This window comes from Flavobacterium sp. xlx-214, assembly GCF_013874595.1.
Lineage (GTDB): Bacteria > Bacteroidota > Bacteroidia > Flavobacteriales > Flavobacteriaceae > Flavobacterium.
Genome location: NZ_CP059431.1, coordinates 312,228 through 325,797, shown reverse-complemented (window position 1 = coordinate 325,797; position 13,570 = coordinate 312,228). Strand labels below are relative to the sequence as shown.

The window sequence follows — 13,570 nt, the reverse complement described above, 5'->3', positions numbered from 1 at the left end:
GGCTTTTACTAACACTTTGTTTGGCTAAAATAATAATTTAATTGAGCCAAAAAACAAGTATATAATATGTTTGGTTTTACTATTATTTATTGCATCTAAGGGTATAATAAGACGGCTTGAATGAAGAAGTTGAGGGAGGTTAAAGCTTAGTTATTAACTGTAGTTACTTTTTAACCGTTTGCAAATAACTTTCAGCGTTCATTACTGGTATCATTGAATTCTTAAAATCCTTTTCGTTTCTTGTTAGTATCAAATCACAATTTGCTGAGATTGCGCTATAATATTGCATGGCATCTTCAAAATCTTTGAAATCTGAGTTTATGGCTTTTTCTACCACTTCTTCATCCATTACAGAAATGGAACAAAGTAATTTAAACTTTCTAATTTTCTCTAATGCAATTTTTGTGTTTTCATATTTTGCTAATACATAAAAAGTATTTCCAATTGAAGTTGGAGATGTAAAAACTTTAATTTTCTTTTTGTCTGCTAAAGTCAAAACTTTGGCAACAGCATCGTAAAATCCATCTCTTTCACCAAGAAAATCAATAACAATATTTGTGTCTAAAAAAACCTTTTGCATTTACTTGTATTTCTCGTCTAAATGATCCGCATATTGATCTCTGATTTCTTTCCAATCAGCATCAATTGGAATGCTTTTTCCAGTTGCAATACTTTTTACAAATGGAGAAATTTCAAAATCATTGTCTTGTTCTTTGGTTAAAGAGTCTAAATAATTTTCGATTAATCTTGATAAACTTAACTTTTTGTTAGAAGCGTATTTTTTAGCTCGTTCAATAACATCTTCATCAAGTTTTAAAGTCAGCTTTGTATCCATAACAATTAATTATACGGATAAAAATACAAAAAATATACGTATTTTGAAATTATTGTAACATTTTTTTTAATTACAGCTGAAATTGTTTTTTAACCACCCCAGCGAAGTTAACTGTACGAAACGAATACTATAATGTAGGTTTCTTTTCATTTAGCTAAGCTGTTATATTTGATAATGTAATTTAAAAGAAAAGATGTTCTTTGCTACATTAATAATTAGCTTTTTATTTTTAATGTGTTCGGATTTTAAATGTGCTTGTGTGGATATAGTGTATTGTATGCCCAAGCCATACAAACAATTGTATTAGCCGTATTAGGTACCTTGGTAAGCTACTTGGTTAGTAGGCTTATGAAACGATAGGATGAACGTAAAGAAAAGTAATTTTACGTGTATAAAAGAACGAGTGGTGTAGTGCCACTCGTTTTTTTATTGTATTTATAATTATGTAATTTTTCTTACTAAAAAGCTTATTGGAAAAAACTACATTTTCTATATAGTTTTTCATTTTAACGTACAGATTACAAATCTGTAGGAATAGGGAAGCTTAGGTTTATATGATTTGTTTAATTAAACTCATAATGTATTCAAGATATTTTGTGTCAGAAATGCTTATTTCGTAGTCCCCATTTCCTGCATGTCCAAGGTTAGAAACATCACGGGTAATACCTTTTCCATCTTCTAAAGTTCCTTTTTTTGCATTAATCCATAGTTTTAATTTGTTCTTCTGAATTTCAATATCAGCTATATGCTTTTGGCCTTTAAAAGCAATATACCATTTTTTAGGTTGAACTTCAATATCTGCCGATAGTAATAAGATGGCATCTCTAAAAGTTTCGTATAATTCTTTTACATTATCATTTTTACCTTGTAATTGATCTTCCTCTGTATAGACTTTAATTTCTTTGGTTACCTTACTTAATTCAGAATCATTATTTTGCTGTACTTGTTTGATACTAGGTGCCGATTTAGATTTTTTCAAGGGGTTTATAATTACAATATCATTTTCAAATTGTTTTATTTCCCATAACTCAATGGCTAGATCTTTAAAATTTGATGATTGTTTTTGAAAATCAGTAAATGATGGTGAAACAAAAATAATTTTACTTTGCGACCAATCTACATCGGTACGTTTCAAGGTGCTTTTTTGCGTTTCATTATACTCAACAATAAAATCGGCTTTGTATTCTAACATTAAATTTAGATACGAAACTCCTTGATCTATAACACTATAATTTTGGTTCCGTTTGTATTCAATAATTACAAAAGCTTTACTTTCCTCATCAAAAGCTAATGTATCAATGCGATTGTTTTTTATTGAAAATAAAGTGTAATAGTTTGATATTTTGTAAATTACTATTTAATTAATAAAAGCTTTGATGTAATTACTGTGTTTTTTAAAACTTGATTTAAACATCCCACCGCATTCAGTAAGCTTAGAGCATTTTGTACATTCGTTGAAGTATATATTCTTCCAATCTGAAATAGACTTTCTGCTAAAATCCCACAATTCTTTAGGTAATAAACATAGAGGAATGTTGTAAATTGAAACATTCATTCCAAAATCGTTTAAAAACAAGACCGTTTCTTTTAGTTCTTCTTGATAATCATACGGGTCAATCCATAATTTATCTAAGTTAAAAGGAGTATATCCTTCCATTTCAAGTCCCATTAAGGCAATGTGCTCTACAAAGGGCATATTTTTATAAATAAATTGAGCTAATTTTTGTAATCGAGGTATTGTTATTTTATGTAAAACGACTCTTATTTCAATTCTCTGGTTGTATCGCGCTAAATTGTATATACCATTTACTGTTTGATTAAAAGCTTCTTTTGCTTGTACCACATAGTCATGAATTTCTGCAACATCCGCATATAATGGTATGGCTAATAACAATCCTTCATGGTTTATTTCATTTAGTTTTTCCGCAGTATTACTCCATGCAAAGGTTCTACCATTGGTTAAACATTGTACAAAAGTATTAGGTAAATTTTTTTTCAATTGCTCAATTAAAGAGAAAAAAAAGTTCCCTAGCAATGTAGGTTCACCACCAGTTATACCTAATGAATCACATTTATCAGCAGAAATTAATGATATTAATTCAGAATTAATATTGTAAAAATATTCTGTGTCATCTTTATCTTTTGGTGGCTGTGAACACATCAAACAATTGCTATTACATCTTTCTGTTAAAAATAAAAAGTTATGGTTTGAATGCTCTCGATACAATGTGTTTATTACACCATTTGTATTTATAACCACTATATCATTATTATTTAAATGATTAATTTCTTTAACACTGTAAATAATTGGTGTAGAGTCAATAGATATTTTATCAATTGCATCCGGTGTAATTATTGCTTTTACATCTGATAAATCAATTGATGGTAAATAATCTAAATCTGTAACAATTAAAATACAATTTTTATTAGGTACATTGATTGAAATGATGCCTACTATAAATGTGTTAACGAATTGAGGTATTCCTTTTGTTTTTAATATCATGATTGAAAGCCTGTTATCCAACTTTTAAAAATTCGTTCATTTTCTTTATCCTCAATCATCAATTCAAATAGAAATTTTATAATTTCCATATTCTTTTTACAAAAAATATTAGTTGGTCTAAAACCATATAAATCTCCTTGTGTTGTATAATTTAGTACAGGATCTGCTCCACAGTATGGTTGAAAAGCACAATCACTACAACCAGCTAGAGATTCATTGCACCATGTCTCTGAAATTTCCAATGCTTTATCTCCATAGAATATTTCATTGTAAGTATTCTTGCCTAGTTCTCCAATCTGAAATTTAAAATCTTTTGATTCTGCAATCATTCTTGCTTCATCGGATGCATAAACTTTTCCATCATAATTGAATACTACTACGCTATTCAAAACTCCTGCGGGTGATTGTAAATCTACATATCCAACAGGAAATGGGGTGAATATTTTTTTCAATATGATGCTTGCATAATCTTCAGCTAAAAAAACACCTTGTTTGTTGTAATTTAAAATATGAACTAAACCTTCTTTGTAGAAATCTAAAAACTCTTCAATAAAATAATGATTTTTATTAGGGTTATACTTTGCAAAACCATACGGACTAATAGGGCGTAAAAAAATATTTGCAAAACCGTTATTTACATATTCATCTATAATTTCTTTAGGATGTTTTAGTGATAATGCAGAAGTTGTCATTAATGCAGAAACTTTATCTTCACCTAAAACACTTCTACATTTTGCTATACCATCTAATGTAAGTTCATAGCTATTGTTTCCAGGTCGCTTTCTGTTCTCATTATGTATGAATTTTGGACCGTCTAAAGAAGTAGAAATAAGAATCTCATGTTCATTTACAAAGTCTAAGATTTCATCAGTTATTGGTGCCAGATTAGTACAAATAACAAACGCAATATTTTTATTATTAATTTCTGCTTCTACTTTCGCTTTTGCTACAGCATATTTAATTCTCTCAAATGCTAATAAAGCTTCGCCTCCTTGAAATTCCATTGTTACGTTAGGATTTGGGCTTTGCATCATCAATTTAATACCTTCATCAATATGAAAAAAAGACATATCAAATACATCTTTGTTTTGTGTAACGCGAGAAACTTGGCAATAATGACAAGTGTGTTCACATCTTAACGAAATAACAAAAATATGTAGTGATGTAAAATGATCTAAGAACGATTTTTTTGTTCTGTATCTTGCTACAATAACTTCTAATAATTCAGGTACAGTTGTTTCAGATATAATAAAATTAACTAAAAGCTCGTAATAAAGTTCAAGATCATCTTCTTTTTTAAACTGCTTAGTAACTATTTTGTGTACAATTCCTTTTGCAATAATTACAAAATCTCCAAGATCATTTGTAATAATATCGTAATTATTATTTAATGATTTAAATTTAAAAGGAAGTAAATAGTAACTATCTGATTGATTTTTATAAACTTCAGCTTCCTTAAATTTTCGTGTTTGTTTTTGATTTGGTGCTATAGTCATTATTTTATATCATTCGGATCAAAACCTACAGGATCACTTATCTCAAAATTGTTGTCTTCCATTATGTTAAAATCATAATTCGCAAAAGCCTTGGCTGTTATTAGCTCTCTTAAATTAGCGGTTTCATTATTAATAATTTCTCTTAACTTAAAATCAATTAAATCATTTTTTAAACGTACTATTAATTCTTCCTCATCAAAATCAGTATTGTTTTTCAAGGCAATTTTTACAGTGTAATCATTAAAATCAGATGTTATTTCTACATTGTAGTTTCCCAAATACCAGTACATACATTTATATACCACACTTTCAGAATAGTCTTGAATACTAAGCTTAAAAATTAATATTCCATTTTTATATGCTATGTTCTTCATAGTTTATCTTGCATTATTTGTAAGGTTTTTGTACCCACTTTACCGTCAGGTTTTAATTCGTTTTCTTTTTGAAATTTTATAACAGCCTCTTCTGTTTTACCTCCAAAATATTCAGAAACAATTACATCAAAGCCTAATAATTTTAAAATTTCTTGTAGTTTTTCAACGTCTTTTCCTTCACAACCTTTAAAAAGAACACGGTCACCCAACGTATAAGCAGTTGTTGAGGTACTGCCATATAAACTCTGATAGTTGTTTGTTGAATTGCTATTCGATGATGATGAATTTTTTACCGATGAAGTCAATGAACTACTAGATGACGGATAGCTATATGAAGATGAAGTGCTATTTGTTGATCGTGTACTCGTAGCACCAGAGCTATAACTCGACGAATAATGTGAAGAGTGGGAGCGGTGCGATGAATGAGATCGATGTGAGGAGTGCGACCTATGCATCATAGCTTTTAATTCTGTACCTGCTGCATTCAACTTTAAAACCAAAGTTGGTTTAAGTTTTTTATTAAATCCGATTTCATTAGCTGTATTTCCATCATCTTTGAAAAGCAAATTTTTAGTTTCTTTAGCAAAGGCATTTGTAAATGTAGCTAATGTAGCTAAAAGTAAAGCAACCGATTTACTTTTTAGTTGTGTAAGTTTTTTTATGTTTTTCATTAGTGTTAAAATGAGTGTGTATCCTGTTTTGCAATATACCTAATATTCTTGATTTTTTAATGCCATGCTCTTTATATGTAAAAAACTCCCGACAAAGCCGAGAGTTTTAGTATTCTTATTTCTTGTGATTTTACAATATTTTTTTTCTACCAGTAATTAAATATATGAAAAATTAAATCAATTCAGAAAATCTAGTTGCATTTGCTTTTAATATTGTAGCAGTTACTTCTTCTAATTTGTTAGAATTAATTACGTTATACATTTCATTATCCTGATTAATCAATGTGCTATATAACTCCGCATATTTTTCATTATAACCTTTGTATGCATCTATAACAAGAAAATGTTGGTTATTTTTTGGATTTTCTACTTTATCTTCAGAAAATTTATTTAATCTAAAATTTAAACTTTCTAACTCTGAAATGTCTTTTTGAATATTATCTAATGTTCTATTGGAATTGATATCAATACATTTTACACTATAAATTGAACCATTCACACCTATGCCATTCAATTTATAATCAAAGAACAATGATGGAATAATACTTTTTTCTATTTTATAATCGATGTCAATAATATCCGATAAAGGTTTACTAAAATCATTTTGCACACGATTTGTAAATACTAAATCTACTTTCCTATTTTTAAAATTAGATTTAAACTCACCAATATATTTATCATAAAATTTATTAAAGAATGATTTGTCTATATCAATGTTTAATTCTATAGGTTTGTCAAATTGGATTATACCATTGTTATAGATTGAAAGACGATCGATATATTGTTTCAAATCATTTGTGTTTTCTTCAATAAATAATTGATCGTTTGCGTTTAAATCTAAACTTTCTTTTATTTTTTTTATATTAAAATTCAATAGATCATCTTTGTTATCAGAAAGCTTAGAAATTAATTTAATTTTTAAATCTGAAAATTTATAAAAAACACGTGTATTAGAAATAGCAATTAAACCAATAACAATGTTCTCCTTGGATAAGGAGTTATTAAAATACCTAATTAAACTATAATACGATTTCATCTTAAAAGTTGTTTAATTTATTTGCTACTCTTGTGATTCTTTCTTGATTTTCTAATATTTCAATAATTTTCTGTTTTCCAGATCTACTTAATCCAATTTCAGAAGGCAAAGCTTCTAAAAGATTAGGTAAGATATTTAACGTTGTATGAATCTTATTAATAATACGATTGTTGTAATTCGAAATTACATTACTGTCTGCAAATTTACAAATCTTTTTAGTGAAATCAGATCTAATTAACATATTTGTTAAATCACTATCCATCAGAGGTATTCGTAGTTGTTTATAGTTGTTTTGATTCGCAAAAAGTTGTGTATGGTCTATTGCTACAAAGTCTAATTTGCGATCTTCTTCGATTAATAATAGGTTGGTATTTTTTATATGACGGTCTTTATTTGCTAACCAAATATCACAAAAGGCAATATCCAAAAATTTATAAGGGTCTAAAAATTTATTGAAATCATTTTTGTTGGTGATGGTCATATTATGCAAATCTAGCTCTGTTTGATTTGCAACTTCTTTAGCACCTATAACAAATAATTCTTCAATATTATATTGACTATATTTTGATTTTATATTATTTTCTAAAATAAAAGTTTGCAATAGTTGGTTTTCAATTTTTATGATCTTAATTTCAGGTACTTGAATGCCCCAACTACTGTAAATGATATTTCCAATTAATTCATTTATAATATCTTCTAAAGGAGGATGTGTTTTGAATATTGTTTTTGCAAAATAACTTTCCGTATCGTCAGCTAAAATTCTAATCGGAATACTGTTTGTTCCTAAAATATCAATAATTTGTATTGCATTAACAACTTCCATAATAATTTGTGGTTTTTAAATATAGGCAAAATAATACGTAATTGAATACTCATTGTTTAGTTGTGGAAACTTCATTTAAATCTTCAAAAAGAATATTATTATGTTCCCGTAAAAATTATTTTTTAAGAATTAAGATATCTTCATGGTTTAGCAAACTTTGATAAAATACATTTTTTTTTAAATTTACTTTAAGATAAACAGACATATAATATTGTTGTTCTCTAATTGTCAATTTAATTATGATTTGGCTCTACTTTTACTTTTATTTAAAGTGTCAATCTCATCACTAGTCAGAATCCTTCCATTAATAATACGGTAATTTTTAATTACATTGCCATACTTGTCAATTTGAACTTTGGTAGAAGTAGTTTTTATCATTTCAATTTCTAGCTCTAATAAATCGTCATTTATTTTTTCTCCGGGTAAAAAGTCTTTTAGTTCCAAATTAAAATAGTTTGCGATTAGGTTTAATTGACGTAAAGAATATATTCTATCTTCACTAAAGCTTTCTACTTGCCCTATAAAGCCTTGAGCAAAACCGATTCCAAGTGAAAGAGTGGACTGAGAAACATATGGTATTGATAAGCTCCTAATTTCTCGGATTTTATCAATTATATGTAAGTCAATGGCAGATATTATTATTTTTTTTCTCAATTTTAAATAAAGTTTGATGCAATAACCTTATAAATGAGAATTATTTCAACTCCCTATTTGGAGTTGTTAAAAAAATGTGTATATTTGTTTCATTGAATTACAATACAATAATGTAATTTTGCAATACTTTATATAGAAAATATTAAGCTATTGCTTTGATTCTCGGTTCGGAAACTGGTAATTTTTAAACACACGAGATGATAAGTAGATTAGTTCACGACCTAGGCGTGAGCTTAACTTATCTGTGTGTAGGTATACCAGTACCGCGAACCAGATTTGTTGAGTTTCACGCCTTTTTTATGCTTTTTACTCAACTATTTGCCGGTTATGGTGCTGTGTACAGGTACCAATGTTTTTAATACTTTTAGTGTTTGTTTAATTGTTAAAACAGAATTTTAGAATTGATTTTTATGCTATAATAAAAATGAGATGTTATAGGATATTTCTGTATGACAGGAAGTTAAACGTACAATAACCTCAACATAAAAGAAAATTGAAAAAGAGAATTAGTTAAATGTACAAGCTAAGCACATAACCTATTTCAAAATCATAATGCAAAACAGGTAATAGGTTTTAAAATTATTGTTAATTTATAGTTAGTTTACCCAGAAAGGAGGTTGTGTGCCGCGGCTTGTGTGAAGTTAGAGTATATAAGTGAAGATATTGAGATTGTAAAAGAAGATTAGATGAGGTGAGATAGTGTATGATTAGGTCAATTTCTTTTGGTCGCAAAAGAAACAAAACTCCTGAGCGCCACTGCTCGTGGTCGATTAACGATTTAAAAGCTAAATCAAATAAACTCGCTTTCTAAGCTTAGACAGCATTTGATTTTACGCTTTTTTCATCAAATCGACGCTCACTCCGCTGTGAATGCTCAGTTTTAGATTGTGATGAATAGTTTAATTTGGTTTTGATTGATGGTGGTATAGCTTGTTGACTAGAATTAAAAGCGCCATTGGCATCAAATCGAACGTTAAATCGTTGCAACAAGCGTAAACGAATCGGGTAGCTTTGCTACGATTCGATTCGGTAGATTGTGAAACGTAATTTAACCGATTTCAGGCCGAGGCAAGATTAAAGAAAAGAAACTTTGCTTCTTTAGTTATAAAGAAGAAGAAAAACCGAGATGTTCTTTTTTAAGAAATCAGGATTGTACAAAACAAACCTGCTTATGATAGAAATCAAAAAAGGAATGCGATATCGCGTTAGGTGTTATGAAAGGAAAAAAGTTAATGATTGGAAATTATAGTTATAATGATTATTCTGTTCATTTTGCCTTGATGCAAAACGAACCAAAAGATCAAGACTCTATTTTTTCAACGGTCAAAATGAGTTTTCTTTCCTAAAAGAAATAAATTACTCACTGTTGTTATTTAGTTTTAGTGTTCGTGAATCTTTGATTTCGAACAAGTTCTCAAACAGCATTTCTTTTTACGGAAAGTTCAACTTTTTGACACTCGCTGAAAAACTAATGTCGTTTTTTTAATTGTGATGAATAGTTTAATTTGGTTTTGATTGATGATGAGATAGGAAATAAGAGAGTTGTAAAGCTGAACTGGAAATGAAAAAGTAATTGAGAATTTATGTTTTGATATTTATTCTGTTCATTTTGCCTTGATGCAAAACGAACCAAAAGATCAAGACTCTATTTTTTCAACGGTCAAAATGAGTTTCCTTTCCTAAAAGAAATAAACTCGCTTTTCAAGCTCAGACAGTATTTCTTTTTACGGAAAGTTCAACTTTTTGACACTCGCTGAAAAACTAATGTCGTTTTTGTTATTCTGATAAATAGTTTAATTCTATTTTGATTGATAAATGGAATAGCTTATTTGGCACAATTCCAAACGAGCATTCACAGCGGAGTGAGCGTTGATTCATTGAACACAGCGTAAAATCAAATGCTGTCTGAAGCTTTTGGAAAAAGCAAGTTTATTTGATTTAGCTGTGAAAATGCAAATCGACCACGAGCAGTGGTGCTCGGGCACTTTGCTTCTTTAGTGCATTAAAGAAGAGAAAAACTGAAATAGATCTATTTGTAAACCTAAAGAAGTAATTAAAACAAAAAATGAAAAAATAAATCTACAAGGTTTTCAAAACCTTGCAGAATAAAAAACTCCCTACTACAACAAGTTGGCGCTTAGGTAGTAGAGAGCAACACGTAAGATTAATATTAACCCTAACACCACAAAAGTATGAAAAAAATTACTTTTGCAGCACTTGTTGTACCCCTTATGTGGGTGCTACTAGTATTACTGTTACTAAGCAACAACAAACTATACGCACAAGAACGCACCGTTCTTAGTGGCGTAGTAAAAACTGTAAGCGGTACCCCGTTAGAAGGGGTAACCGTATGGCAACCCGAAACCAATGATGGTACCCAAACCAACGAGCAAGGTTTCTACAGCTTAGAAATACCCCCAAACACCACCGTTACTTTTGAATACCTAGGGTATGTAACCCAAAAGATAAAAGCTACCAACAAAGTACTCAACGTTACCCTAACAGAAGACGAAGATGTGCTAGATGAAGTAGTGATTAATGCAGGTTACTATACGGTAAAAGACAAAGAACGTACGGGTAGTATTTCAAAAATAACGGCAAAAGAAATTGGTCAACAACCAGTTGCCAACCCACTGGCCGCAATGCAAGGCCGTATGGCAGGGGTGAACATTACGCAAAGCAGCGGTACCCCCGGCGGTGGCTTCGATATACAAATAAGGGGGCGTAACAGTTTACGAACCGAGGGAAACGCGCCCCTGTATATCGTTGATGGCGTGCCTTATTTAAGTGAAAGCCAAAGTTTTAGTGGGCTATCTTTTTCCATATTAGCTAATACAACGAATAATCCGCTGCAACTGATAAATCCTGACAATATTGAAAGTATCGAAGTGTTAAAGGATGCTGATGCTACGGCTATTTATGGTTCGCGTGGAGCAAATGGTGTGGTGCTGATTACCACCAAAAAGGGCATGCAGCAGCCTACAGTATTTTCTTTACAAAGCCACACGGCTGTAGGAGTGGTGCCTAGATTTATGAAGTTGTTGAATACAGCTAAATATCTTGATTTACGGCGTTCTGCTTTTAAAAATGATGGTATTACAGAATATCCTGCCAACGCTTATGATATAAATGGAACATGGAATCAAGATAGGTATACAGACTGGCAGCAGGAGTTGTTAGGTGGTAAGGCGGTAAGCCAGCAAGTATCTGCAAGCATACGAGGAGGTGATAAAAGAAATAGTTTTATGTTGCAGGTAAGTACGGCGCGCGATGGTACTGTGTTTCCAGGAGATTACGGAAATAGGCGCAAAAATATATTGGGGCAGTTCAGCCATATTACGGTTGATGATAAATGGAAAATACAAACGCAGTTTGTGCATGGTCAAAGTAACAACCTGCTGCCAGGTACCGACCTTACACGGGAGGCATTAACTTTGGCACCGAACGCTCCTGCACTGTATAATTTGGATGAAAGCTTGAACTGGGAAAACGGAACGTGGAATAATCCGTTGCGTTGGAAAAATCAAACTTATAGCTCTTTAAGTACACAATGGCTTAACGCATGGGATATTGAAGGGAAGTTAACTAAGGATTTGACGGTTAAGCTGCAGGCGGGGTTCAACGAAAGTAATACGGAAGAGTTTAAGCTTAGCCCGCATACGATTAATAATCCAGCAGCGGGATTGGACAGTTCACGTTCTACTTCTTATATTAACAATGCACAGGCAAAAGGATGGAACATTGAACCACAGCTGCATTACAATAAACGTATGAACCTACATACTTTTAGTGTATTGGTGGGTACTTCATTTCTTCATCAAGAAAGTACACAGAAAACATGGTATGCCTCCAACTTTACTTCTAACAGCCAGTTGGCAAACCTGTCTGCTGCAAAATCAGTACAGCTGATCAACAATCAGATGAACCAGTACAATTATAACGCGGTGTTTGCACGGCTGAATTATCAATTTTTTGATAAATACATTGTAAATTTTACTGGACGACGAGATGGTTCAAGTCGTTTTGGTTCGGATAGGCGTTGGGGGAATTTTGGAGCAATAGGTGCTGCTTGGTTGTTTAGTAGGGAAAAACTTCTTGAAGGCAGCAGCTGGTTAAGTTTTGGTAAGCTTCGTGCAAGCTACGGTACCGCTGGTAACGACCGTATAGGTGACTACCAGTATCTGGATACTTACGGGATATCAGGCGGTATGTACGATGTAGGTGGTCTGTCACCTCAACGTTTGTACAATCCGTATTTCAGTTGGGAAACCAACCTGAAGAAAGAGGTGGCTTTAGAGCTTTCGTTGTTTAATAATAAAGTAAGCTTGTTGGGTGCCTATTATCAGAATGAATCGTCTAACCAGCTGGTGGGTGTGCCGCTGCCTGGTACTACGGGTTTTGGTAGTATACAGGCGAATCTTCCAGCTACAGTACGCAACTCTGGATGGGAGTTTGAGGCTCGGGCGAAGTTGGTTGATGTGGTGGATTGGAAGTGGTCGTTAAACGGAAATATTTCTTTTAATAGGAACAGGCTCTTGTTTTTTCCAGATTTGGAGGGATCTACTTATAAAAATACCTATGCCGTGGGACATCCTGTGTCTATGCAGTACGTTTTTGAATATGCTGGTATTGATCCAGTTACGGGACTGTATACATTTACCGATTTTAACGGAGACGGCAAGATTACCGCTGCTGATGATAAGAAGAGAATCATTGACCTGACGCCCGAATTTAGTGCAGGTTTCGGGCAAAATCTTTCTTACAGGAATTGGTCGCTTGCCTTATTCTTTCATGCAGTGAAACAGCAGGCGGTAGGCTATAGGGCAGGCTGGGGAATGCCGGGAATGCCACACAACCAGCCTCAGAACTATGATAGCGAACTGATACAGAATCCTTCTGCTGGTTTTAAAAATGAAGCAACAACGGCTTATAATCAGTTTACGCAGAGTAACGGCATTTTAGAAGATGCTTCCTTTATTAGGCTTAAGAATATCAACCTGTCTTACAGTATCCCAGAACTTTTTGGTTTGAAACTCAAAGGAACGGTCTATGTATCAGGGCAGAATGTTCTTACCTGGACAAGGTATAAGGGGTTGGATCCTGAAAGCCTCAGCAATGCATCCGTGCCCCCATTAAAGGTGTGGTCGTTTGGTTTTGTTCTAAATTATTAAAGGTGAA

The 13,570-nt window shown here is 31.8% G+C and carries 11 protein-coding genes; 1 reads left to right on the top strand and 10 read right to left on the bottom strand.

The features are described from left to right. Window positions 1-163: 163 nt before the first annotated feature. From H1R17_RS01550 to H1R17_RS01505, 10 genes are all read right to left on the bottom strand, one after another. Entirely contained in the window at window positions 164-580 is a 417-nt protein-coding gene (locus tag H1R17_RS01550; RefSeq protein ID WP_163431787.1) for a PIN domain-containing protein, read from the bottom strand. After that, on the bottom strand, window positions 581-835 hold the full coding sequence (locus tag H1R17_RS01545) for a DUF6364 family protein (RefSeq protein ID WP_163431788.1): 255 nt from the start codon (window positions 833-835) through the stop codon (window positions 581-583). Window positions 836-1,385: 550 nt separating this feature from the next. Then, window positions 1,386-2,027 carry a DUF5655 domain-containing protein gene (locus H1R17_RS01540; RefSeq protein ID WP_181729239.1) on the bottom strand — a complete coding sequence of 214 codons (642 nt, stop codon included), beginning with the start codon at window positions 2,025-2,027 and terminating at the stop codon, window positions 1,386-1,388. Window positions 2,028-2,192: 165 nt separating this feature from the next. Then, the gene (gene hxsC / locus H1R17_RS01535; protein ID WP_163431789.1) at window positions 2,193-3,338 is read right to left on the bottom strand and encodes a His-Xaa-Ser system radical SAM maturase HxsC; all 1,146 of its coding nucleotides are present in this window, start codon (window positions 3,336-3,338) and stop codon (window positions 2,193-2,195) included. After that, complete coding sequence (hxsB, locus tag H1R17_RS01530) at window positions 3,335-4,834, bottom strand: His-Xaa-Ser system radical SAM maturase HxsB (protein ID WP_163431790.1); 1,500 nt, start codon at window positions 4,832-4,834, stop codon at window positions 3,335-3,337. Before hxsB ends, hxsC begins: the two co-directional genes overlap by 4 nt. Then, window positions 4,834-5,208, bottom strand: coding sequence for a His-Xaa-Ser system protein HxsD (hxsD, locus tag H1R17_RS01525; RefSeq protein ID WP_163431791.1), 375 nt, complete (start codon window positions 5,206-5,208; stop codon window positions 4,834-4,836). Before hxsD ends, hxsB begins: the two co-directional genes overlap by 1 nt. Continuing rightward, the gene (locus H1R17_RS01520) at window positions 5,205-5,879 is read right to left on the bottom strand and encodes a peptidoglycan-binding protein (RefSeq protein WP_163431792.1); all 675 of its coding nucleotides are present in this window, start codon (window positions 5,877-5,879) and stop codon (window positions 5,205-5,207) included. The genes hxsD and H1R17_RS01520 overlap by 4 nt, the downstream gene beginning before the upstream one ends. A gap of 172 nt (window positions 5,880-6,051) precedes the next feature. Then, window positions 6,052-6,915: a hypothetical protein gene (locus H1R17_RS01515; protein WP_163431793.1), complete on the bottom strand. Its 864-nt coding sequence runs from the start codon at window positions 6,913-6,915 to the stop codon at window positions 6,052-6,054. 1 nt (window position 6,916) lies between these two features. Beyond that, window positions 6,917-7,738: a HipA family kinase gene (locus H1R17_RS01510; protein WP_163431794.1), complete on the bottom strand. Its 822-nt coding sequence runs from the start codon at window positions 7,736-7,738 to the stop codon at window positions 6,917-6,919. A gap of 237 nt (window positions 7,739-7,975) precedes the next feature. Further along, the gene (locus tag H1R17_RS01505) at window positions 7,976-8,392 is read right to left on the bottom strand and encodes a transcriptional regulator (RefSeq protein ID WP_163431795.1); all 417 of its coding nucleotides are present in this window, start codon (window positions 8,390-8,392) and stop codon (window positions 7,976-7,978) included. A gap of 2,192 nt (window positions 8,393-10,584) precedes the next feature. Between H1R17_RS01505 and H1R17_RS01500 the strand changes: the two genes are divergently transcribed. Next, window positions 10,585-13,563, top strand: coding sequence for a SusC/RagA family TonB-linked outer membrane protein (locus H1R17_RS01500; protein ID WP_163431796.1), 2,979 nt, complete (start codon window positions 10,585-10,587; stop codon window positions 13,561-13,563). The last annotated feature ends 7 nt before the right edge of the window (window positions 13,564-13,570 follow it).

Excerpts from the sequence above, each read along its gene's own strand:
- H1R17_RS01510 (WP_163431794.1), bottom strand. The coding sequence starts at position 7,738 with ATGGAAGTTGTTAATGCAATACAAATTATTGATATTTTAGGAACAAAC.
- H1R17_RS01515 (WP_163431793.1), bottom strand. The coding sequence starts at position 6,915 with ATGAAATCGTATTATAGTTTAATTAGGTATTTTAATAACTCCTTATCC.
- H1R17_RS01520 (WP_163431792.1), bottom strand. The coding sequence starts at position 5,879 with ATGAAAAACATAAAAAAACTTACACAACTAAAAAGTAAATCGGTTGCT.
- H1R17_RS01540 (WP_181729239.1), bottom strand. The coding sequence starts at position 2,027 with ATGTTAGAATACAAAGCCGATTTTATTGTTGAGTATAATGAAACGCAA.
- H1R17_RS01500 (WP_163431796.1), top strand. The coding sequence starts at position 10,585 with ATGAAAAAAATTACTTTTGCAGCACTTGTTGTACCCCTTATGTGGGTG.
- H1R17_RS01545 (WP_163431788.1), bottom strand. The coding sequence starts at position 835 with ATGGATACAAAGCTGACTTTAAAACTTGATGAAGATGTTATTGAACGA.
- H1R17_RS01550 (WP_163431787.1), bottom strand. The coding sequence starts at position 580 with ATGCAAAAGGTTTTTTTAGACACAAATATTGTTATTGATTTTCTTGGT.
- hxsD (WP_163431791.1), bottom strand. The coding sequence starts at position 5,208 with ATGAAGAACATAGCATATAAAAATGGAATATTAATTTTTAAGCTTAGT.
- hxsC (WP_163431789.1), bottom strand. The coding sequence starts at position 3,338 with ATGATATTAAAAACAAAAGGAATACCTCAATTCGTTAACACATTTATA.
- hxsB (WP_163431790.1), bottom strand. The coding sequence starts at position 4,834 with ATGACTATAGCACCAAATCAAAAACAAACACGAAAATTTAAGGAAGCT.